General features: G+C 67.6%; 19 protein-coding genes and 1 pseudogene. 10 read left to right on the top strand and 10 right to left on the bottom strand.

Annotated features, from left to right (window positions below; translation table 11 throughout):
• Positions 1 to 145: 145 nt before the first annotated feature.
• On the bottom strand, positions 146 to 1,957 hold the full coding sequence (arsA, locus tag Q0C38_RS13965; protein WP_291297712.1) for an arsenical pump-driving ATPase: 1,812 nt from the start codon (positions 1,955 to 1,957) through the stop codon (positions 146 to 148).
• Positions 1,954 to 3,141: an acetyl-CoA C-acetyltransferase gene (locus Q0C38_RS13960; protein ID WP_291297711.1), complete on the bottom strand. Its 1,188-nt coding sequence runs from the start codon at positions 3,139 to 3,141 to the stop codon at positions 1,954 to 1,956. The genes arsA and Q0C38_RS13960 overlap by 4 nt, the downstream gene beginning before the upstream one ends.
• 201 nt (positions 3,142 to 3,342) lie before the next feature.
• Between Q0C38_RS13960 and phnC the strand changes: the two genes are divergently transcribed.
• Genes phnC through phnE (Q0C38_RS13940) form a run of 4 tightly spaced genes read left to right on the top strand, consistent with a single transcriptional unit; the run spans position 3,343 to position 6,765 of the window.
• Entirely contained in the window at positions 3,343 to 4,140 is a 798-nt protein-coding gene (phnC, locus tag Q0C38_RS13955) for a phosphonate ABC transporter ATP-binding protein (protein WP_291297710.1), read from the top strand.
• A gap of 23 nt (positions 4,141 to 4,163) precedes the next feature.
• On the top strand, positions 4,164 to 5,087 hold the full coding sequence (phnD, locus tag Q0C38_RS13950) for a phosphate/phosphite/phosphonate ABC transporter substrate-binding protein (protein WP_291297709.1): 924 nt from the start codon (positions 4,164 to 4,166) through the stop codon (positions 5,085 to 5,087).
• Positions 5,084 to 5,956, top strand: coding sequence for a phosphonate ABC transporter, permease protein PhnE (phnE, locus tag Q0C38_RS13945; protein WP_291297708.1), 873 nt, complete (start codon positions 5,084 to 5,086; stop codon positions 5,954 to 5,956). Before phnD ends, phnE (Q0C38_RS13945) begins: the two co-directional genes overlap by 4 nt.
• Complete coding sequence (phnE, locus tag Q0C38_RS13940; RefSeq protein WP_291297707.1) at positions 5,953 to 6,765, top strand: phosphonate ABC transporter, permease protein PhnE; 813 nt, start codon at positions 5,953 to 5,955, stop codon at positions 6,763 to 6,765. The genes phnE (Q0C38_RS13945) and phnE (Q0C38_RS13940) overlap by 4 nt, the downstream gene beginning before the upstream one ends.
• An 83-nt stretch (positions 6,766 to 6,848) precedes the next feature.
• Here phnE (Q0C38_RS13940) and arsB read toward each other — a convergent pair whose 3' ends face one another.
• Entirely contained in the window at positions 6,849 to 7,976 is a 1,128-nt protein-coding gene (gene arsB / locus Q0C38_RS13935; protein WP_291297706.1) for an ACR3 family arsenite efflux transporter, read from the bottom strand.
• A 545-nt stretch (positions 7,977 to 8,521) separates the two neighbouring features.
• On the opposite strand from arsB, the gene Q0C38_RS13925 reads away from it, so the two are divergent.
• Together Q0C38_RS13925 and Q0C38_RS13920 are read left to right on the top strand one after the other, a co-directional pair.
• Complete coding sequence (locus Q0C38_RS13925) at positions 8,522 to 9,517, top strand: substrate-binding domain-containing protein (protein WP_408870032.1); 996 nt, start codon at positions 8,522 to 8,524, stop codon at positions 9,515 to 9,517.
• A gap of 75 nt (positions 9,518 to 9,592) precedes the next feature.
• A pseudogene (locus Q0C38_RS13920) lies at positions 9,593 to 10,292 on the top strand (IS5 family transposase).
• On the opposite strand, the gene Q0C38_RS13915 reads toward Q0C38_RS13920, so the two are convergent.
• From Q0C38_RS13915 to Q0C38_RS13905, 3 genes are all read right to left on the bottom strand, one after another.
• The gene (locus Q0C38_RS13915) at positions 10,285 to 10,974 is read right to left on the bottom strand and encodes a phage portal protein (protein WP_291297705.1); all 690 of its coding nucleotides are present in this window, start codon (positions 10,972 to 10,974) and stop codon (positions 10,285 to 10,287) included. The pseudogene Q0C38_RS13920 and the gene Q0C38_RS13915 sit on opposite strands and share 8 nt — an antisense overlap.
• Before the next feature lie 151 nt (positions 10,975 to 11,125).
• Positions 11,126 to 11,989, bottom strand: a complete 864-nt coding sequence (locus Q0C38_RS13910; protein ID WP_291297704.1) for a DUF3489 domain-containing protein — start codon at positions 11,987 to 11,989, stop codon at positions 11,126 to 11,128.
• A 95-nt stretch (positions 11,990 to 12,084) separates the two neighbouring features.
• Positions 12,085 to 12,321, bottom strand: coding sequence for a hypothetical protein (locus Q0C38_RS13905; protein WP_291297703.1), 237 nt, complete (start codon positions 12,319 to 12,321; stop codon positions 12,085 to 12,087).
• Positions 12,322 to 12,445: 124 nt separating this feature from the next.
• Here Q0C38_RS13905 and Q0C38_RS13900 point away from each other — a divergent pair, with 124 nt between their 5' ends.
• Positions 12,446 to 12,985: a hypothetical protein gene (locus Q0C38_RS13900; RefSeq protein ID WP_291297702.1), complete on the top strand. Its 540-nt coding sequence runs from the start codon at positions 12,446 to 12,448 to the stop codon at positions 12,983 to 12,985.
• A gap of 306 nt (positions 12,986 to 13,291) precedes the next feature.
• Here Q0C38_RS13900 and Q0C38_RS13895 read toward each other — a convergent pair whose 3' ends face one another.
• From Q0C38_RS13895 to Q0C38_RS13880, 4 genes are read right to left on the bottom strand one after another with little or no spacing between them, the layout of a single operon-like run.
• Positions 13,292 to 13,903: a DUF6456 domain-containing protein gene (locus Q0C38_RS13895; protein WP_291297701.1), complete on the bottom strand. Its 612-nt coding sequence runs from the start codon at positions 13,901 to 13,903 to the stop codon at positions 13,292 to 13,294.
• A gap of 12 nt (positions 13,904 to 13,915) precedes the next feature.
• Positions 13,916 to 14,431, bottom strand: a complete 516-nt coding sequence (locus tag Q0C38_RS13890; protein ID WP_291297700.1) for a hypothetical protein — start codon at positions 14,429 to 14,431, stop codon at positions 13,916 to 13,918.
• A gap of 47 nt (positions 14,432 to 14,478) precedes the next feature.
• Complete coding sequence (locus Q0C38_RS13885; protein WP_291297699.1) at positions 14,479 to 16,752, bottom strand: hypothetical protein; 2,274 nt, start codon at positions 16,750 to 16,752, stop codon at positions 14,479 to 14,481.
• The gene (locus Q0C38_RS13880) at positions 16,743 to 17,966 is read right to left on the bottom strand and encodes a toprim domain-containing protein (protein ID WP_291297698.1); all 1,224 of its coding nucleotides are present in this window, start codon (positions 17,964 to 17,966) and stop codon (positions 16,743 to 16,745) included. Before Q0C38_RS13880 ends, Q0C38_RS13885 begins: the two co-directional genes overlap by 10 nt.
• Positions 17,967 to 18,522: 556 nt before the next feature.
• On the opposite strand from Q0C38_RS13880, the gene Q0C38_RS13875 reads away from it, so the two are divergent.
• From Q0C38_RS13875 to Q0C38_RS13865, 3 genes are read left to right on the top strand one after another with little or no spacing between them, the layout of a single operon-like run.
• Positions 18,523 to 18,777, top strand: coding sequence for a hypothetical protein (locus Q0C38_RS13875; RefSeq protein ID WP_291297697.1), 255 nt, complete (start codon positions 18,523 to 18,525; stop codon positions 18,775 to 18,777).
• Positions 18,774 to 19,274 (top strand): DUF2924 domain-containing protein, encoded by a 501-nt coding sequence (locus Q0C38_RS13870; RefSeq protein ID WP_291297696.1) that lies wholly within the window; start codon positions 18,774 to 18,776, stop codon positions 19,272 to 19,274. Before Q0C38_RS13875 ends, Q0C38_RS13870 begins: the two co-directional genes overlap by 4 nt.
• Complete coding sequence (locus Q0C38_RS13865) at positions 19,271 to 20,611, top strand: recombinase family protein (RefSeq protein WP_291297695.1); 1,341 nt, start codon at positions 19,271 to 19,273, stop codon at positions 20,609 to 20,611. Before Q0C38_RS13870 ends, Q0C38_RS13865 begins: the two co-directional genes overlap by 4 nt.
• The last annotated feature ends 89 nt before the right edge of the window (positions 20,612 to 20,700 follow it).

The following is a 20,700-nucleotide window of genomic DNA, read 5'->3' as shown; positions in this document are numbered from 1 at the left end:
CGCGGCATCGCAGCAATTGCAGGCCGAGCCGACGACCTGCACGTCGTTCATTCGATCCTCCTCAGCCGAGCGCCATTCTGCATAGGAACTCAACCGCGAGGGGTCCGGTTCCGACCATGCCAGAACAGCGGCGGCCCGATGCTCGTCACGCCGTCAGGCGGCTCAGCCTGTGGATCCCGGATGGTGCGTCGATCTGCATCGGCAGCACGAAGCTTCGTGTCGCGAGGCCAGACTGCACCCGCTCGATCTGAGCTGCCTCTGCCTCCATCCTGCGCAGCAGGAGCGGGTCTGCCGTGCCGCTGCCGATCAGCGTGCGGTTGACGATCCACGCATAGGGTTCGATCCCGGCGCGGCGAAGGTCGTCCTGCAGTGACGACGCTTCCGAGACGGGCGTGGTCTCGGCGAGCGTCACGAGAAGGATCCGGGTGTGTTCCGGATCGCGCAGGCGCATCAGTGGCGTCACGATGCGCCCGGCTGCGTGCGCATCCTCGAGGTCGTGCAGCATCTGGCGGTGATAGGCGCCGGCCGCGTCCATCAGCAGCAGGGTATGGCCCGTCGGTGCGGTATCGAGCACGACGAAGCCGCTGCGCGCCTCGGCCACGATGCGCGAGAAGGCGTGGAACACGGCCACCTCCTCGGTGCAGGGAGAGCGCAGGTCCTCGCGCAGCAGTGCACGGCCGGCCTCGTCCAGGCCACGACCGCGCGTGTCCATGATCCGCGCGACGTATCGGTCGGTCTCCGCCTTCGGGTCGATCCGGTCGACGCGCAGCCCAGGCATTTCTCCGTCGAGCGCCATCGCGAGATGCGCGGCCGGATCGGTCGTGCTCAGGTGCACGCCGTGGCCGCGCGCGACGAGGCCGACGGCGATCGCCGCCGCAAGCGTCGTCTTGCCGACACCGCCCTTGCCCATGACCATGACGAGGCCGCGGCCTTGCGCGGCGAGGTCGTGGACGAGCGCGGGGAGGGGGGGCGGGCTGACGCGCCGTATGGCAGAAGATGAAGGCGCTGGCTCAGGTGCAGGCTCGGGCTCTCGCCCCGAGAACAGCGCGCGCAGAGGGGCAAGTCCGACCATGTCGAAGCCACGCAGGGGCAGTTCGTCACGCGGGAGGGCGCGCAGCGGTTCGGGCATCGTCGCCAGCGCATTATGCGCGCGGGCCTCGAGCGCGGCTGCGACGGCATCGTCAGCTCGCTGCGCATGGAACACGCCGTTGACCATGAGGCTCTGATTGGCGAGGCCGAGGGCATTCAGCTCATCCGCGCTGCGCGCGGCTTCGGCAAGCGCACCCGCTTCGGGACGCGTGACGAGGATGATGGCCGTCATGCCAGCATCGCCCAGCGCACGCATCGCATCGCGGAATCGCTGCTCCTGCGTCTTGAGGCCTGAATGGGGCCCGAGACACGAGGCGCCCGCCTCGTTTGCTTCGAGAAACCCGGTCCACGCGGCAGGCAGGCTCAGCAGGCGCAGCGTGTGGCCGGTCGGCGCGGTGTCGAACACGATGTGGTCATACGCACCGTCCTGGCCAGCCAGCAGGGCTGCGAACTCGTCGAAGGCAGCGACCTCGGTGGTGCAGGCACCGGAGAGCTGTTCGATCACCGTTGCCCGCTCGGTGTCGCTGGCCCCCGCCATCTGCGCGAGCACGCGTGCCCGATAGGCCTCCGCCGCGGCGTCGGGGTCGATGTTGAGCGCGGAAAGCCCAGCTGCTCCCGCCACCGCGCGCGGCGTTCGCGACAAGGCCGTGCCGAGCATCTCGTCGAGATTGGAGGCGGGGTCGGTGCTGACGAGCAACACGCGCTTGCCGGCATCGGCAAGAGCGAGGGCGGTGGCACAGGCGATGGACGTCTTGCCGACTCCACCCTTGCCCGTGAAGAACAGGTGCCTTGGCGGACGCCGCAGGAAGCGAGGAAGGGATGCGCTCGTGCGGTCGTGGCCGTCGATCGCTGGCGATGCGCTGCTCACGCGATGCGCTCGAGGCAGAGGGCGATGCCCTGGCCGCCGCCGATGCAGAGCGTGACGAGCCCGCGCCTTTGGCCTGCGCGCTCCATGCCATGCAGCAGGCGGACCGTCAGCACCGCACCGCTTGCGCCGATCGGATGGCCATGCGCGATGGCACCGCCTTCCGGGTTCACCGCCTCCTCGCGCAGCCCGGTCTCGCGCGTCACCGCCAATGCGATCGCGGCGAAGGCCTCATTCACTTCCGCGCGCTCCACGTCAGCCGCGCGCCAACCGGCCCGCGCGAGTGCCTTCGCGACGGCCGGCACGGGGCCGAGCCCGAACAGGCCCGGCTCGACAGCCGCCACGGCAGCCGAGACGAGCCGGGCGACCGGTCGCAGGCCAAGCCGTTCCGCAGCGCCGCGCTCGGCGACGATCACCGCTGCCGCGCCTGAGTTCAGGCCTGGTGCGTTGCCTGCGGTGATCGTGCCGTCCTTGCGGAAGGCGGGGCGCAGCTTGGCCAGGGTCTCGACCGTCGTCTCGGGGCGGTTGTGCTCGTCGCGCACAAAGCTGGTCGGTCCCTTCCGGCCAGGAACCTCCACGGCCACGATCTCGTCATCGAACGTTCCGTCCGCCTGGGCCTTGGAAAAGCACGTTTGCGAGCGCAGTGCCCAGGCATCCTGATCGGCACGGCTGATCTGCAGCTTCGCCACGAGGTCCTCTGTGTGCCAGCCGGAATGCTCGCCCGAGAAGGCATCGTTCAGGCCGTCGAGCAGCATGCTGTCGACGACCTGGCCATCGCCCATCCGCATGCCCCAGCGGCCGTTCGGCAGCAGGTAGGGCGCGCGATCCATGTTCTCCATGCCGCCGGCGACCATCACATCGGCCTCGCCGAGGCGGATCTCCTGCGCCGCCGAGGCGATGGCCTGAGCGCCGGATCCGCAGACGCGGTTGACCGTCATCGCCGGCGCGGCAACAGGGAGGCCGGCCCCGATCGCTGCCTGTCGGGCGGGGTTCATCCTGTTGCCCGCCTGGATCACGTTGCCCATCACCACGCCGTCGACGCTCGCCGGATCAAGGCCCGCGCGGGCGATGGTTTCGCGGATCGCGACTGCGCCGAGCCCGGTGGCCGGGATGTCCTTCAGGGCGCCATTGAAGGTGCCGATGGCGGTGCGCACCGGCGCGCACAGCACAACCTCTCGCATCGTCATCGAAGGCCCCCCTTGTTCGCGCAGCGTTGCGGAGCATCGGCATCAGACGCGCATGCCGTGTTGGGAAGGACGCTAGCCCCCCCGACCACCCGACACATTGATCGGGATCAAGCAGGTCGCTCGTCGCTGCGTTGCGCTGGTGTCACGAAACGGACGCCGTCCCGACATTGCTTGGTAACCGAGCGTGCGTAGGCATGGTGCATGAAAGCGAGCGTGTCCCTGGCGCTGATGGAGCTTGGTCGTCGCTTCGGTGAGGTCGAGGCCGTGCGGCGCGTGTCGTTCCGTGCCGCGCATGGCGAGATGATCGCCATCATCGGCCCATCTGGCGCGGGCAAGTCGACGCTGATGCGCCTCATCAACCGCCTGGTCGAGCCGACAGAGGGCCGTATCCTCGCCGGCGACCGCGACGTCACGGCACTGACCGGGCGTACGCTGTGCGCCTGGCGCGCCGAATGCGCGATGGTGTTCCAGCAGTTCAACCTCTCGCCGCGGCTCAACGCGCTCACCAACGTGCTGATGGGCAGCCTGCAGCGCCACCGCTCGTGGCGGACCTTGACGGGGCTGTTCCCGCATGAAGAGCGGCTGCGCGCGATGACGCTGCTTGACGAGTTCGGCCTTGCCCACAAGGCCTTCGTCCGCGCTGAGCGCCTGTCGGGCGGGCAGCAGCAACGCGTGGCGCTCGCCCGCGCGTTGATGCAGCGCCCGTCCATCATGCTCGCCGACGAGCCCACCGCGTCGCTTGATCCACGCAACGCCGCGCAGGTGATGGCGGCACTCAGAACCATCAACCGCGACCGTGGCCTGACGGTGATCTGCAACCTGCACAATGTCGGCCATGCCCGGGAGTACTGCGACCGGATCATCGGGCTGCGCCAGGGTGCGATCGTGTTCGACGGCCCGCCAGCGGCGCTGACCGACGCGGCGGCACGCGACCTCTACGGCGCCGAGCAGGACGAGGCCGACATCACCCAGGCCACGCCCGAGCTCCAGACAGCCTGACACGACAGCAAGGGAGAACGATCATGCATCGACGCAATGTCCTCGGTGGCTTTGGCCTCGGCGCCGTTGGCGCTGCGGGCTTCTCCGTCCCGGCGCGCGCGCAAGGGGCTGGCTGGCGGACGCAGATCCGCGAGCTCGGCTTCGGCGTCATCCCGGTCGAGACCCAGACGCAGACAACGGACAGCTTCAACGCCTTCATCCCGTATGCGAGCGAGAAGCTCGGCGTGCCGGTGAAGCTCTTCACCGCGTCCGACTTCATCGGCGTGAACAACGCGATCGTTGCGAGGCAGATCCATTTCGCGTGGACGAGCCCCTCGGCGTTCTCGGGCTCCTACCTCGAATGCGGCTGCGTCGAGCCGATCGTCGCCGCGCTCGATAAGGACGGCAACCTCGGCTACAACGCCGTGCTGATCGTGAAATCCGAGAGCCCCGTGCAGACGGTCGATGACCTCCGGGGCAAGATCGTCGCGCGCACCGAGCCGAACTCGAACTCCGGCTACCTGGTGCCGATGGTCGAGTTCGCGAAGATGGGCAAGCCGGTCACGACCTTCTTCAACAGCCCCGTTTCAGGTGGCCACACGCAGTCGGTTCTCGGCGTGCTGAACGGCACCTACGATGCAGCCTTCACCTGGACGACGCGCGGCGATGGCTATGGCCAGATCCGCACGATGATCGATCGCGGCATGCTGCGCCGCGACCAGATCCGCGTGATCTGGGAAAGCGACATCGTGCCTGCCCCGCCGGTGATCGTACACCGCGACATGCCGGCCGACATGAAGGCCGACCTGATCGACTTCTTCCTCCAGATCAACAGTGACCGACCCGACCTCGCCCGCGCCGTGGCACATGGCGAGACCAAGGGCTTCGTGCGCGTCTCCGTGAAGGAGTACGAGAGCACGATCGAGGCGCGCCGCGAGCTGCGCGACAGCCGCCGCCGTCGCGGGTGAACACGGCGACGCCAGCACTCGCCGACGCCGGGTTCGCTCCGCTCCTGCGTGAGCGGGCCCGGCGCGACGCGGTGCGTGCGGCAACCGCGATCGCGGGCCTCGCCGGGGCGGTGCTGCTCACCGCTGACGTGGCCGGCTTCGAGCCTGGCAGGCTGGTCGCAGGGCTGCCGCGCCTCGGTGAGTTCCTCGTTCTGATGGTGCCTGAGCTCGCCCTCCGGTCCATCGTGGAGGACGTCGGCCACTGGTACTGGAACATCGGGCACTGGCTCATGCTGTTGCTCGACACGGTGCTTATGGCCGGCCTTGCCACGGCGCTTGGCACGATCGGTGGGGCGCTCCTCTCGTTTTCGGCCTCGCGCAACCTCACGCGTGGGCCGGTCGTCTACTGGATCGTGCGCCGGGTGCTCGAGTTCGCCCGCGCGGTGCCTGACCTCGTGTTCGCGATCATCTTCGTGTTTTCCTTCGGCCTCGGGCCGCTGGCTGGCGTTCTTGCCATCGCGGTCCATACGCTCGGCGCGCAGGGCAAGCTGTTCGCCGAGGCGAATGAGAATGTCGACATGGGCCCGCTGTTCGGCGTTCGCGCCTGCGGCGGTGACCGGCGCGAGGAGATCCTCTGGGCGGTCGTTCCGCAGGTGCTGCCGAACTGGGTCTCGTTCACCTTCTGGCGGTTCGAGATCAATCTCCGCTCGGCGACGATCATCGGCTTCGTCGGCGCCGGCGGCATCGGCGTCGAGCTCTATGATGCGCTCAGGCTCAACTACTATGACGACACGGGCGCGATCCTGCTGCTCGTCGCGCTCTGCGTCTTCGTGATCGACGATGCGAGCGAGCGGTTGCGGCTGCGCATCGCGGGTGGGGCACGCCAATGACGTCGCGGGCGGAGCTCGAACGGCTGCTGGCCGACGGCACCGGCAACCCCTGGCCGATGCGCATCGTCTGGCTCGCGCTCGCCGGTGTCCTGGCCTATGCAGCGGTGGCGTTAGGGCTGCTTGGGCCGCAATTCGTCAACGGCCTGCCGAAGCTCGCCGGCGCGATCGGGATGATGTTCCCGCCGCGCGGCATCGAGCACATGCCCGAGTTCCTCTGGGCGTTGGCCGAGACGATTGCGATGGGACTGCTGGGCACTGTCCTCGGTGCCGTCGTCGCGTTTCCCCTCTCGCTGCTCTGCGCCAGCACGACGTTGCCGATCCGCGGTCTGCAGTTCGGTTTCCGCCGTTTCGCCGACAGCCTGCGCAGCCTTGACCACCTGATCTGGGCGATCGTCTTCGTCCGTGCCGTTGGCCTTGGCCCGCTTGCTGGGGTTCTTGCGATCGCCATCGTCGACGTCGGCAACCTGTCCAAGCTCTACAGCGAGGCGATCGACAACGCGGCGAAGGGGCCGCCTGAGGGCGTGCGTGCGGCCGGCGGGCAGGGGGCGGAGACCTTCCGCTGGGGCATCCTGCCGCAGGTGCTGCCGAACATCGCCTCGACCACGCTCTACATGTGGGAGAGCAACACGCGCTCGGCGACGATCCTCGGCATCGTCGGCGCCGGCGGCATCGGGTATCAGCTGTCGGACCGGCTGCGCGTGTACGAATGGGGGCAGGCCAGCCTGATCATCCTGCTCATCCTCGTTGCGGTCTATGCGATCGACCTGATCTCGGGCCGGCTGCGCCGGATGCTGATCGAGGGACGATAGCGCGGAGGTCATCGCGCCGCCCTCACATGGGGTGTGTGCGCCGGCTCAGCCTCGCGGCCCGCACCGGGCACCGATGCCCAGGTTCATCGCGAGCTGCGGGGCGCGTCACCGCAGGTGTTCGTGGCGCTCGTCGGCCGTCGCGATGACAGAACCGTCAATCGGAGGATGATCAGCCGCGGCCCCAGAAAACACCCGCATGTGCGATTGGCGAACGCAACGAGCGACAGCATCACCGGCACCTCGACGAGAACGCCGACCACCGTGACGAGCGCCGCGCCGGAGTTGAGCCCGAACAGCCCGATCGCGACCGCGACCGCGAGTTCGAAGAAGTTCGACGTCCCGATCAGGGCGCAGGGTGCTGCGACGTTGAACGGCACCCGCCACAGATAGGCCGCACCGTAGGCGAGCACGAAGATGCCGTATGACTGGATGAGCAACGGCACGGCGATCAGTGCGATCAGAAGTGGCTGGTCGAGGATCACCTGGCCCTGGAAGCCGAACAGCAGAACGACGGTCGCGAGCAGCCCCGTCACCGCGAGGGGCTTGATGCGACTGGTGAAGCGGCCGACCTCTGCCTCAGCGACCGCTCCTGCTTCCCCGCGCCGCGTCAGGAGCATGCGTGTGGCAACACCCGCAGCGAGCGGGATCACCACGTAGAGCACGACGGAGAGCAGCAGCGTTTCCCATGGGACGGCAATGTCGGTCACGCCGAGTAGGAGTGCGACGAGCGGCGCGAACGCGAAGATCATGATCACGTCGTTCAACGACACCTGAACAAGCGTGTATGTCGCGTCGCCGCGCGTCATCTGTGACCAGACGAAGACCATCGCGGTGCATGGAGCCGCGCCGAGCAGGATCACCCCCGCGATGTACTGCTCGGCATCCGCCGGATCGATCCATGCAGCGAACACGTGTTGGAAGAAAAGCACGCCGAGTGCAGCCATGGTGAAGGGCTTGACCAGCCAATTGATCACCAGGGTGATCACAAGCCCCTTTGGCCGTTCATGGATGCGGCGCAGGCTTGAGAAATCCACCGCGACCATCATCGGGTAGACCATCAACCAGATGAGGCTCGCGACGACAAAGTTCACTGAGCCGTATTCGAGCGCAGCGAGACGCGCAAAGACACCGGGCAAGGCATTGCCGAGCGCGATTCCCGCGACGATGCAGAGGGTGACCCACAGAGAGAGGTAGCGTTCGAACGATGTCATGCGTCTCGTGATCCGGTGGGGGTGAAACGCGGCGACACGAACCGCGGGTTTGGATTGCCGAGCTTGGTCGACGTCTCTGCGCCGTGCAACGACCGGTCGAGGCGCTACCGCGCGCGCGCACTCACCATCGTGTCGAAGGAACGACGGCTCCGATCGACTGTGTTCAACGTATCGACGACCGCACGGTTCCGCCGCGCTTAACTCAAATGACAGGGCCGGGATGAATCGCTCTGCGGCGCCTCCATCCCCAGCGGGGCCGCCTGTGCTGCCGTTGCGCAGCTTTCGCTGAGCATGCCAGAGCCCGTGGCACTGCAGCTTCGGGGATTTAGGTGTTTGGTCCCGGAGTGTGATGGTGCAACGCTGACCCGCGAAGGGGAGGATGCACTGTGGCAGCATTTCTTCACGGCAGCGCCCGAACAACGCCGCGTGTTCGAGCCGAGCTCCAAGCGTCGCAAGCGAGCACCCGCGCCCTTGCCGCCCAATACGGCCTGAACCCGAAGAGCGTCGCCAGGTGGCGCACCCGGCAAACCACCGCCGACGCCGCGATGGGGCCGACCGAGCCCCGCAGCACGGTGCTGTCAGCGGCTGACGAGGCGATCATCGTCGAGTTCCGGCGCCGCACCCTCCTGCCGCTCGATGACGTTATGGGTTGCCTTCGTGACGCCATCCCGAAGCTTTCCCGCAGCGCCCTGCATCGCTGCCTCCAACGTCATGGCATCTCCCGGCTACCCGCCAACGAGGAGAAGGCGTCCAAACGCGGCAGCTTTGCCGAGACCACGATCGGCTATGACGGCATTGTCGCCGCCTACCGCCGTGACCTGCCGCAGCCGATGATCACGCTCGCGCAGTTCTGGCATGCTGTCGCAAGGGAAGTGCCGCGCGACGGACGGCTTGTTGCACATCCGTATCGCCGTTGGCGCGAGATTGCCGCGGACCAGCCCGACTGGCCGATCCGTGTGATCGGTCCGCCGCCGACCTCGGGCACACGAGACAGCTTCACCGACCTCGTGCTGCTGGCCGGCTGCCAGCGCGTGCCGGAGGTGCGGGCCATCACCGACACCGCGCAGCGTCGGCGCGTCTGCGCCACCGTGCGCGAGGATGGCTCCTGGATCGACGGTGGAGAGGATGACGAGGTCATCGTCCGCCGGATCGTCACTGAGGAAACTGGGACGATCGGGGTCTTCGGCTACAGCTTCCTTTCCGGCCACGGCGACGCCATTGCTGCAGCACGGATCGAAGGCGTGGCGCCGACAACCGAGGCAATCGCCTCACCGCAGCTACCCGGTCGCGCGTCCGCTCTTTATCTACGCGAAGAAGCCGAACCTGCGCACTGTGCCCGGGTTGGCAGAATTCCTTGCCGAGTACGTTTGCGATGCGGCGATGGGGCCTGGCGGCTAGATGCTGCGGCTTGGCCTCGTGCCCCTCGACCTCGTTCGGCTGCGGCGCGTTCAGGAAGCAGTCAAGGACCAGGCAATCTTGCTGCGCTCGCCAGAAGGCTAGTCGCGTGGACTCTTGGGACACCCGAAGGCGGGGAGACGTGATTCAAGGCTGCCTTGGGGGAGGTGGCCTCGGGTGTGTTGGATCGTTTGGTGCTGAGCGACACGGCGTTGGAGCGGATGGCACCGCTGATCATCGGCTGGCCTGACCAGAAGGGCTCGACCGGACGCGACAACCGGATGTTTCTCGAGGGCTTGCTGTAGAGGTGAGGACGGGTTCGCCCTGGCGCGACTTGCCGGGAGTCTTCGGCAAGTGCAACAGCGTAGGTTTGCGCTTCAGTCGTTGGAACGACAAGGGTGTGTGGCGGTGTATCTTCCAGGCGATGTCGGATGATCCCGACCTCGAATCCCTGGTCGTCGACCGCACCATCGTGCGCGCCCACCAGCACGCGGCGGGCGCCAAAAAGGGGGGCCTGAAGATCAGGCCCTTGGCCGCTCTCGCGGTGACCTGAGCACCAAGATCCACCTGGCCGTCCGGGGCCTGGGCGCGCCAGTGCGCTTTGCCCTGACCGGCGGACAGCGCGGCGACTGCCCGCCGGCCTACGGCCTAATCGAGGGCCTGCCCGCCGAGGTCGTCATGGCCGATGCCGCCTACGATGCCGACCCGCTGCGCGGGGCCATCGCAGCTAAGGGCGCCGTCGCGGTCATCCCCAACAACTCGTCCCGTGCACGCAAGTACCCGCTCGACAAGCACCTCTAAGCACAGCGCCACCTGATCGAGTGCTGCTTTTCCAAGCTCAAGCAGTTCCGCCGCGTCACAACACGCTTCGAGAAGACCGCCCACAACTCCCTCGCCGTCGTCGTGTGGACATTTATCTGAGCCACAGGATGGTGGCGGCGAGGCTGGGATCGGTGTCGAGGGAGAGGCCTGCTTCGTCGAGCAGCGCGTTGGCCTCGCGGATCAGCTCGACCACCTGGCGGAAGTCGTAGCCGAGGGAGCCGGCCGCTTCCGGCCGCGGAACGAACCCCGCGCGCACCTGGGCGATCAATGCGGTGGTGTCCTTCAGAAGGTCGATCGTCTCATGCGCGGGCGGCGCGTGGCTGCCGCCATCCGGCATCTCGGCAAGCCACAGGCCAAGCAGCGCGCCCTGGGCGTGGAAGCGCTCGGCGATTGGGCGCACCAGCATGGGGATCAGCGTGCCGTACCCCACCTGCTCGCAGAGCCGCCTGAACTCGGTCGTGCCGGCTTGCAATGAGGAATAGTTCGCCTGGGTGAGGTCGCCTGAGACCTGGTCGTAGGTGAGCCCAGCCCCGACTGCGGCCGCCTCGAGCACGCGCCGCGCGAAGGCTGCGTGACTGCCCCCGCCCGAAGAATTCTGCGCCTGTAGCTCGGCGAGGCGCGGCGCGCCAGGTAGCCGCGCCATCGAGCGCGTAGGCGCCGCGCGGTCGTCGCTGAGCTCGAGCCGCGTCGCGCGGGCGCGGGCGAACCAGTGCTGCCAGGAAAGCCGCGGGTGTGCGGCGAGGCCAACCAGATCGGCGTGCTTGGCGAGGTCGTAGGGCATGCGAGGCGTCTCCGTGCGAGGCGCGGGGCCAGTCCCCTGTGCGTGACGAACGCTTCGCGCTGTGCTTCGGCACAGCCAACTCGAGAGTGCGCCGGGGATCGCGATGATCCCCGGCGCGCGCGATGTTCTTCCGCGCTGTGGCTCGGCTGCGTCAGCCGGCGATGCGGTAGATGCTGTGGGAGCCCTTGGCGCCGTCCTTGTTCGGCCCGACCTGGCGGATACGCTCCAGCACCTCGACGGTGATGCCCTTGCGCTTCAGCCCGGCGAGGAAGCCGCGGACGGTGTGGCTCTGCCAGCCGGTGGTCTCAATGATCTGCGCGATGGTCGCGCCCTCGTCGCGGCGCAGGAGGGCGAGCACCGTCTCCTGCTTCGTCCCCTCGCGCGGCTTGCGCGGCGCGCTCGGCTCGCGCGGGGAGCGGGGAGGCTTGCGTGCGGCGGCAGTGCGCAGCTGGGCGACCAGGTCCGCGTGATCCGCGCAGAAGCGTGACCAGGCGGGCTGGTCAGCGGCGTGCGCTGTGATCGTGCCGATGGCACAGATCAGCGCCTGCTCGATCGGCTGGTAGCTCTGGTCGTCTGGCCCGTCGATCAGCGCCGGGTCCACCCCAAGCCGTTCGTGCCGCAGGCGGTCGTCCTCGGGCTCGGCGGCGTCGTCGCCCTGGGGCGCGTCCTGGTTGGCCTCGGACGCCCGGGCGTCCTCCTGCTGCAGGGGCTGCTCCTCCGCGTCCGTGCGCGCCGTGTCGGCTGCGACGTCGCCCTCATTCGGGTCGATGCCGATGGCGCGCAGCCCCTCGTCGGTGATGCGCGCCACGATCCAGGTGCCGTCCTCGTCCTGGCGCCAGCCGAGCCCCACGTGCTCGGGCTGCGCGTTGATCTCGGTCAGCAGGTTGTTCTTGATCAGGCTGCGGAACACCGCGTTGCGGGCTGCCGCCGGGAGGCGCTTGGGCGCACGTGCCAGCCCTGCCTCGTGCTTCGCGGCGGCAGAGAGGATCACAAGCTGGGTGTCGGAAAGCTTCATCGTCGTGGCTCCTTCATCGAAGCCCGACCACCGGGCTTCTACGAGCCCGAGCCCCGCCGGGGCCACCGGTCGGGGCAGTGCGGGAAGGGCCCGCGTCAGGGGGCGAATTCGCCTCGCTTGAAGTAGGCGTCGGTGACCTGGCGCAGCCGGCTGTTCCAGTGATCGAGGTTCGCTGCCTCGCCCCAGAGCACCGCCCCCGGGTCCGCGCCGAAATGATCTGCGCTCATCTGCTGCAGGTCGGCGAGCAGGGCGTCGAACTCCGCCTTCTTCGCGAGGAAGGCCTTGAGGCTCTTCTGCTGGTTCAGGGCAGCGCGGGCTTCGCGGTCGGTCATCGTCGTCTCCGTCTGGTGCTGCGCGATGCTCTGCGCGTGACGCACCATTCGCGCTGCGGCGCAGACGAGCCAAGCGGATCAGACGATCAGAAGATTGCGTTCTTAAGGCCGCGTCGATCATTCCATGATCACTGGATGGGGCGTCATCACTTGGCGTTTGCTACGCACCAGCTGGCGGCCGCATTGCTACCTCACCCTCTCCCTGCGGTGGATCGAACCGATCCGCAATCTCCGCGAGCAGCGCGGTGATCTGCTCATGGAGCAGCGTCTGCACGAGATGTGGGTCGCGTCCAATCTCCGCGGCGATCTGACCAGAAACGCGGGCCGGCCAGTTCAGCAGCGCATCGCGCATGGCCCCGGCGACCTCGTCGATGCGCGCGTTGGCGGAAGGCATGTCGATCAGCTTTCCCTTGGCCTGATCGAGCGCGAGACGCTGAGCCTCGACGCCGAGCGCAAGCCTCGCGATCGTCAGGCGAGCGAGCGGCGAGGTCTCGCTCTGTTGCGCAAGGCGCGAGCGACTGGGGTCTGCCGTCGCCGCGAGATCACGCCGCACCCGCTCGAGATCCCACGCACCATCGTGCTCGCGAGTGATTCGTCCGACCTGCTCAGCCTTCTGGATCGCGGTGTGCGAGAGCCCAAGCCTACGGGCAACCTCCCGCGCTGAAGCAATGCGCTCAGGCATCGCGGGCCGCCTCCGAGACGATCATGCGCTCTCTGCGCAATCCTGGGTCAGCGCTGCCTTTGGAAACCTGGCAACCTGGCAACCTGGCAACCTCGTTTTGCGCCTGACGCTAGCGAAGTCCCGCGCTCCTGCCCCCCGCATACGACAGGCCCAGGAAGGAACCATGGCCTCGCGGCCATCAAGCCCGCCAGGCCGGGCCAGAACGGGAGGAGGGGGACAAACTGCTATTATAGGGATGCCTACAATAGCAGTTTGTCCCCCTCCTCCTCGTCTGGCGAACCGCTGTGGTTAGCTCAGCGAAGCGCTAGCAGGTTCAGGCGATGGTGCGGGCGCCGAGGGGGCGGGTGGGCTGAATCCACGCTTGGTGCGCGGGGTAAGGCCGTAGTGCTCAGCGAGAGCACCGAGTGCGCAGACGAGGATGCCCTGGCCGTGCGCTGGCACGAGCGCCCTGCCATTCCATCCCTCCTGCATCGCCCACTCACGGATGGAGCACTCGAGCCCGACGACGTGCCACAGGCACATGCCACCGGGGCTCATCATGCCACCGACCTGTGCGATGGCTGCCGAGACCTTCTCCCGCGCGCTCACGCGACGCTCGGTCAGCGTGTCGCTGGTGCTGCGAGGGATCCGGATGAGCGGCATCGTCCGCATGCCGTCGAGCGCGGCCGCGCGAAAGTGGGCGCGGAAGATCGCGGCAGCGTCGTGCATCTCAGGCGTGATGGAACCGTTCTCGAGGAGCATGCCGAGCGTATCGACTGCACGTCGCCGCAAGACGGGCATCCCCGTGTCCGGGTCGGCGCCACGCTCTGGCGGGGTGACGGCCCCATGCTGGAGCCGCCACCGTGATGGCTTGGAGAGATCCTCGCGCGGCGTGGTCCCGCGCTTGCGCTTGTTGGTCATGATCAGTTCCCTTCAGGTGTTCGAGGCGACGGATGCACGCTCGGCTGCCTGCTCACGCTTGCGGCGTTCCCAGTCCTCGCGATGGTCGATGCGTGACTCGCCCGTGTCGCGATCGATGTGCTTGCCCTCGCCATGCCGCGCGAATGCGATCAGCGCGTTGCCAAGACGATCGATCTTGTCCGCCTGATGCAGCGTTGCGCGCGTCAGCATGAAGGGCTCGATGTAGGTTGTGCTGAAAGGCAGCCAGTCTGCTGGGTCTGGCACCCAGACCTCCGCGAACATGGCTTCACCGTCGCTGAGTTGCACGTACTGCCCGCCGCAAGGCGTGTAATCCGCGTGCAGCTCGCCGAGAGGGAAAAAGTCATAGCCGATAACCAGATGCGCAGTGACACGCGGCAGGACCGCGCGCACTGCGGCTTTCCAATCCCGTCGCTCGTTGGCAATTCGATGGATCTCGATCAGCCAGGGCGGATGGGGCTCGGTTGTGAAGGCGCCGGCTCGGTACACGACGATGCGATCGTCGATCATCATCTTCTCCTTGCTGGTGATGGATGCGCCGCGCGAGGCGACGCTGGTCAGGCCGCGGCCGGGTGTGGACCCGCGGCTTCATGTCTGAAGGCGAGCAGCGCGAGGCGGGCGCGATCTCGGTCGAGGCGCTGCTTCAGGGCCGCATCGAGGCGCTCGCCGAGTGCGATGAGCCGGACACCGAGGTCACTGGCGCTGGCCGCATCCGTCGCTTCGCCTACCGCCTCGGCACCGAGCATCTCGACGTGGGCGAGCGGCCCAAGGCGCGCTTCGAGCCAGGCATGCGGATCGGGGATGAGCGAGAGATCGAACCGCGCCTGCCGGTCCTTCTGGCCGGCCCCGGCCGGCCGGTAGGTCACAACCGAGGAGGAGGGGGACAATCTGCTATTAGAGAGATCTCTATAATAGCAATGTGTCCCCCTCCTCTGGTTCTGCCTCTTGGCCGCCTCCCTGGTCGGCCACAGCTCAGGGAACGCTTTGGCCATATCGGCTGCGTTCTCGAGGGCCACCCCGGTGGACGCCATGATGTCGTGGTCGGTTGGCCGAACCTCGTCCCACGTCAGCACCTCATGGACCTCGATCGGCAGCACGACGTCGGTCAGCAGATCGATCTCAAGCGGCGTCTCGGCCGAGCGATTGACGCCGCGGCCGCGCCCGATGGCCTGCACAAGCTCGCCCTCGCAGATGGCCCAGCGTGCGGCCTCGGCAGTGGGGTCCTGATGCTCCTCGCCCGCGATGCTGTGAACACCACCTGCCGCGAGCGCGATGCGCCGTTCCACCCGGGCGTACCACCACGCGCCATCGCCGTCGCAGGTCACTGGCGGGCGGTTAGTCAACGCCGCCGCCAGCGCCTCGACCGTCACTGGTGCGGGCAGTGTGCGGCCGAACACCATCATGCCCGCAACATCACGCCAACGATCGAGGCCGCTGAGTGCGTTGAAGTGCACGGCCTCGGCATTGGTTGGCAGCCTACGGGTCCGCAGCGCATCCATCGCAGCCTTCTGCCCGATCACCAGCAGGTCCGTGCCGGATCGCCCCTGGCCGCGCAGCGCGCGTGCACGGAGCGCGATCAGGGCGCCGATTTCTCGCAGGCGCAGAACAGCGCTTCTCTTGTCACGCTCCGGCGCGTTGTCGTCGGGTGTCAGCGCCTTGGCACTGGTGGGGGCGCCAAGCACCTGGCGCACCCGCACATGCGGCTCTCGCGCGTGCACAGGGTCAGCGATGGTGATGTCCGGCAGGAAGGGTGTGACGAGTTCCGGGCGCAGCGTCGCATCCAGATGCAGCACCGGGCCTTCTCCGCCCCAGGACTTGAGCAAGCCTGCCCGCCATTTTAGTCGCAGCGACCGAACCGTCCCATTCTCGGTCGGGACGTCGCAGACAACGGCACCGGCAACGTCGTGATCATTCTCCAGCGCTTCGGCGATGAGCATCCAGATTGCGGCCGCACGGTTCGGCGGCGCCCAGGGCTCGTTCTCTTTCGGAAGGACGCTGGCGATCCGCCGACGGCGCTCAGCCGGATCCATCCCCGGCAGCAGGCCGGGGTTCCTCAGGCGACGATGCTCGTTCGCCGCGGCTTCACGGCAGATTTCTGGTGTCAGCCCGGCTGCCCGCAGGGCCGCGACTGACAGCGGGCCGTTGGGGGCGGCGACGAGCACGCCCGTGAGCTTCTCGCGCGCCGCATAGAGGTCTGAGGTGGCATCCCAGTTCTCCGTGTTGCGCGGCGTCCAGCAGAGCACCGTGCCGAGATGCGGGCGAAGCCCGTCCAGGGTCAGCAGGGCCTTGCCGTCCATGCCGCGCAGGCCGGCTGACCAGAAACTCTCATCGAGCACCAGCAGGCCCACGCCGCCGAGTTCGCGCGGCGCCTGGTGGAACAGCGTGTCGTGGGCGGTGATCACCACGTCAGCGCGACGCAGCGGCCCCTTCTGGGCCTGGTATCCGCACTGGTCGAAGAACGCACACTTCTTGGTTTCGCCGTTGCGCGTGACCTTGCAGCTCGTGGTCTCGACGACGCGTTCCACCTCCATCGCGTCAAACGGTGCCGACGGATCAAGACACATCAGCCGATCCGGCTCGCCTGGCCGCGGGTCTGGCGCGTTACGTCCCTTCCAGACACAAGCTTCGACGCCGAGCTTCTCGAAGGCCTTGCGCAGCTCCTCCGCGAGATCATGCCGCGGCACGCCGATCACCACCGTCCTGCCGCGCAGAGCCCCACTCTGCAGCAGCGCCACGAGGCCACGCTGCATGGCGGTGGTCTTCCCGAGGCCGACGCCAATCGGCAGGGCCAGGCGTGGCGGGAGCGGAGCGGCGTTGAAGTCTAGCAGCATGCCGCCTCTGGCACGGCCTCCGCGCCGATCAGCGCCGCCCAGGCGGGAGGTCCAGGATCCGGCGCAAGCTCAGCGTCCAGTGGATCGATGCTCCAGTACGCCGCGACCTCGGCCATGAACGCGGTGATCTGGTCCTCGAGGCGTGCTCGCGCCATCGCCACGTCCAGCGTCGCGCGCGGATAGCTCGGCATAGGCTCAGGAGGCGGCTCTGCGGCCGCGATCACAGTGCGCACCGCCTCCAGGCCGTGCACGGCGGCGAAGTCGTTGAAGTCGCCGGGCTCAGGGGGAACAGCGACGAGCGCCTTGCTGGCGCGCGCAGCCGCCATCGCAGCCTGCACGCCCGGGTTCGCCACGCGACCAGGCTTTACGTCGTTGTCTGCCAGGATGATCAAACGCGTCGCTGGGAAGCGCTCGCGCAGGCTTGCGGCGACGCGTTTGAGATTGCCGGCATCCATCGCGGCGACGACCGGCAGGCCAGTTGCCTCATGCGCCGTCGCGCCCGTTGCCCATCCCTCGCAGATGAGGATCGTCTCTGCATCGGCGAGCGGGCCGCCGATCGGCGTGAAGTGCCCGGCCTTGGCGCCACCAGGGAGGAAGCGCTTGGTGCCGTCCTCGTAGATGCGCTGCAGCGTGTGGATGGTGCCATCGAGATCCACCAGCGGCACGATCAGCACATCCATGGTCTCGATGCGCGCCCCGTGTGGGCCGATGCCCTTGCGCTGCAGATAGCCATGCGAGGCATCCGCTGGTGTCGCGCGTTCCCAGGCTGCGGAGGCAAGACGCCGGGCGCTGTACCGGCGCCGTTCTTCCAATGACTCGGCGGCGCTGATCTCGGTGTCAGCAGCGATCGTGAGCTCGGTCGTGGCGTCACCGCGTCCGGCACGCGGGTTCGCCCGCTCCCACGCCGGCATGCCAAGCCAGCGACGCGCCCAATCTGCCGCTTCACGCCAGTCACCACCGCGCAGGCGCGAGATCAGCTCGAGTGGCCCCCCGCCGCAGGCCGACTCGTGGTCGAACCACGTGCCGACCTTCGGGCCACCGACGACGGCCGAGAAGCTGCCTCGTCGGTTCCACCGCCACTGCCGCGCTGTGCGTCGCGTCGGCTCGCCGAGCAGATCGCGCAGCAGCGCAGGCCAGTTGCTGATCAACGCAAGCCGGAGCTCACGCAGATCGTTCTGAGGACCGACGATTGCGGCGTGCGGCGATGCGCGCATGCAGGGTCGTCCGATGGGATTGTCTGGAGGCCTCGATCAGGTGGGCTGTGTTCATCACCCAGCGATGCGAGGTTCCCAAAAGTAGGCCGCTTATGGGTTTAAGGCAAGTATCATTGTGCTTGTGTAGTGGAGTGCGTGGGTTCGTGACTTGTATTGCTTAGCAAAAGCGACTGGGTGCGAAAACGAATTTGCTGTTGTTGGAGAATATTCGTGAATTGAATTGGGGGAGCAATCGAACACACGAACCGCCTCTCTCTGGTCACAAGGTCTGCGGTATGCAGCGCACGGCCGCGCAGCGACGACGCCAGGTGCGTGAGAAGGTTGCGCCGCCAATCCGTAAATAGGAGTCAGGAGATCACGCGCCGGAGGTCACATGCCCAAAGCCTTGCTGGCACCGCAGCCGCACATTGTGCCGTCGCGCAGCGCCGAGTCGGATCGGAACGCCCCTCTGCGTCGTTTCCGCTCCACTACGCACGGCTACCTTTGTTTTCGCATCCCTTCGCGCGCTACAAGATCGCGCTCCCCAAGCGCGCTGCGTCTCGTCATCGTCTCTCCCATGATCACGATGACGCACATCGCAGAACGAACCCCGCGCGCGGCGATAAGCATCTGCGCCGCCGCGCCGATCGGTGCTGATCATGATCCGTTGGCTCTCCACCGCCGGGACACACTGGCGCGCGGGATGGTGCGGCTGCGGAGCCGCAGCATCGCCGAGATCGACGCAGAGCCTTGGTGGACGGGAGAGAGTTCTCTCCACTCCACCGCCCGGCAGCGCCGTCATGCGAACCCTCAAGAGACGGAGGACGCATGACGAAGCGATCGACGAAGCAAGTGCCGGAGGCACTGGTGATCCCGGCGATCCCGAAGACGCAGGTGCTGCCGCGACTGGCGGCGCTGAAGACCGCGCCGATTGGTGACCTGAAGCAGCAGTGGCGGGAGCTGTTCGGCAAGGAGCCACCGCCCTTCAGCCGCAGCTACATCGAGAGCCGGCTGGCGTATCGGATCCAGGAGCTGGCCTATGGCGGGCTGAAGCCGGAGACGCGGGCGAGGCTCGAGGCGCTCGGCGAGCAGCTCGACGGCGGCAACGTGGTGCTGCGCCGGATCCGCGCCGACAGCCGGCCGCTGCCAGGCACGCGGCTGGTGCGCGAGTACGACGGCGTCGAGCATGTCGTCACCGTCCGCCCCGATGACTTCGAGTACCAGGGGCGGCCCTACCAGAGCCTGTCGGCGATCGCTCGGCATATCACCGGCACGCGCTGGAACGGGTGGGTGTTCTTCGGGCTGCGGCAGCCGGGCGGGCGCGCATGAGCCGGCGCACGCTTGCCGACCTGCCGGCCTCGGTCACGCGGAAGCGCTGCGCGGTCTACACGCGGAAGAGCACCGACGAGGGGCTGGAGAAGGAGTTCAACACCCTCGACGCGCAGCGTGAGGCCTGCGAGGCCTATATCGCCAGCCAGCGCGCAGAGGGATGGACGCTCGTCCGCGATCGCTACGACGACGGTGGCTTCTCGGGGGGCACGCTGGAACGGCCAGCGCTAAAGCGGCTCCTCGACGACATCCGTGCCGGATTGGTCGACGTCATCGTCGTGTACAAGATCGACCGTCTCAGCCGCTCCCTCATGGACTTCGCCAAGCTGGTGGAAGTGTTCGACGCGCACGGCGTGACGTTCGTGTCCGTGACGCAGAGCTTCAACACCACCACGAGCATGGGGCGGCTGACGCTGAACATCCTGCTGAGCTTCGCCCAGTTCGAGCGCGAGGTGATCGGCGAACGCATCCGCGACAAGGTCGCTGCGTCGAAGGCGCGGGGGATGTGGATGGGCGGCAAGGTGCCGCTCGGATACCGCGTCGAGAACCGCAAGCTGATCCCTGACGAGGACGAAGCGGCGCGCGTGCTCCGGGTGTTCACCCTTTTCGTGGAGACGGGCTCTGGCGTCGAGACGGTCCGGCAGCTGCGGGCGGAGGGCATCACGGCGAAGTCTGGGCGGGCGCTGGACAAGGGCGATGTCTACAAGATCCTGAACCTCCGCACCTATCTCGGCGAGGTCGTGCACAAGGGGAGCATCTATCCCGGCGAGCACGAAGCAATCGTGCCGCGGGAACTGTGGGACCGGGTGCACGCCATCCTGCAAGTGAGCCCGCGCAAGCGCGCCGCCGCCAACCGCCAGCAGGAGCCGGCGCTGCTGAAGGGGCTGATCTTCGGCACGGACGGCCGGGCACTCTCGCCAACCCACGCACGCAAGCGAGGACGACTCTATCGCTACTACGTGGCGCAGCGCGCGCTGAAGGGCGACCCCGACGACAGCATCGTTCGGCGTATCTCGGCGGCGGAGATCGAGGGGGCGGTGATGACACAGCTTCGCGCGATGCTGCTGCAGCCTGAGATCGTGGTAGGCACGTGGCAGGCGGGTCGAAGGGATATCCCTGACCTCACCGAGCGCGAGGTTCGCGAGGCGCTGAGCCATCTCACGCCGCTCTGGGACGAGTTGTGCCCGTCCGAACAGCAGCGGATCGTTCGCCTCCTAGTAGAACGCGTCACGGTCGGCCACGACGGTGCAGACATCACGCTCCGTGTCGAGGGCCTGGACGGACTCGTCCGCGACCTCGCTGTCGAAACGTCTGCAGCGGCGAGGGCGGCCGCATGATCATTGCCCGACATTACGGCCGTGAGCGTTCGCCACTCGTCGGCTGCGCCACGGCGCGTCGCGCGGTCGCAGCCAGCGTCCGCTCAATC

This window comes from Elioraea sp. (assembly GCF_022842375.1).
Taxonomy (GTDB): domain Bacteria; phylum Pseudomonadota; class Alphaproteobacteria; order Acetobacterales; family Acetobacteraceae; genus Elioraea_A.
This window is presented reverse-complemented; position numbering and strand designations above follow the sequence as displayed.

Bases quoted from the DNA above. Each gene is read 5' to 3' on its own strand.
- Q0C38_RS13870 (WP_291297696.1), top strand. From the start codon at position 18,774: ATGACGAAGCGATCGACGAAGCAAGTGCCGGAGGCACTGGTGATCCCG.
- phnD (WP_291297709.1), top strand. From the start codon at position 4,164: ATGCATCGACGCAATGTCCTCGGTGGCTTTGGCCTCGGCGCCGTTGGC.
- Q0C38_RS13960 (WP_291297711.1), bottom strand. From the start codon at position 3,141: ATGACGATGCGAGAGGTTGTGCTGTGCGCGCCGGTGCGCACCGCCATC.
- Q0C38_RS13890 (WP_291297700.1), bottom strand. From the start codon at position 14,431: ATGATCGACGATCGCATCGTCGTGTACCGAGCCGGCGCCTTCACAACC.
- Q0C38_RS13885 (WP_291297699.1), bottom strand. From the start codon at position 16,752: ATGCTGCTAGACTTCAACGCCGCTCCGCTCCCGCCACGCCTGGCCCTG.
- Q0C38_RS13875 (WP_291297697.1), top strand. From the start codon at position 18,523: ATGATCACGATGACGCACATCGCAGAACGAACCCCGCGCGCGGCGATA.
- Q0C38_RS13900 (WP_291297702.1), top strand. From the start codon at position 12,446: ATGATCACTGGATGGGGCGTCATCACTTGGCGTTTGCTACGCACCAGC.
- Q0C38_RS13880 (WP_291297698.1), bottom strand. From the start codon at position 17,966: ATGCGCGCATCGCCGCACGCCGCAATCGTCGGTCCTCAGAACGATCTG.
- Q0C38_RS13865 (WP_291297695.1), top strand. From the start codon at position 19,271: ATGAGCCGGCGCACGCTTGCCGACCTGCCGGCCTCGGTCACGCGGAAG.
- Q0C38_RS13925 (WP_408870032.1), top strand. From the start codon at position 8,522: ATGGGGCCGACCGAGCCCCGCAGCACGGTGCTGTCAGCGGCTGACGAG.
- phnC (WP_291297710.1), top strand. From the start codon at position 3,343: ATGAAAGCGAGCGTGTCCCTGGCGCTGATGGAGCTTGGTCGTCGCTTC.
- Q0C38_RS13915 (WP_291297705.1), bottom strand. From the start codon at position 10,974: ATGCCCTACGACCTCGCCAAGCACGCCGATCTGGTTGGCCTCGCCGCA.
- arsB (WP_291297706.1), bottom strand. From the start codon at position 7,976: ATGACATCGTTCGAACGCTACCTCTCTCTGTGGGTCACCCTCTGCATC.
- Q0C38_RS13895 (WP_291297701.1), bottom strand. From the start codon at position 13,903: ATGACCAACAAGCGCAAGCGCGGGACCACGCCGCGCGAGGATCTCTCC.
- Q0C38_RS13905 (WP_291297703.1), bottom strand. From the start codon at position 12,321: ATGACCGACCGCGAAGCCCGCGCTGCCCTGAACCAGCAGAAGAGCCTC.
- phnE (WP_291297707.1), top strand. From the start codon at position 5,953: ATGACGTCGCGGGCGGAGCTCGAACGGCTGCTGGCCGACGGCACCGGC.
- Q0C38_RS13910 (WP_291297704.1), bottom strand. From the start codon at position 11,989: ATGAAGCTTTCCGACACCCAGCTTGTGATCCTCTCTGCCGCCGCGAAG.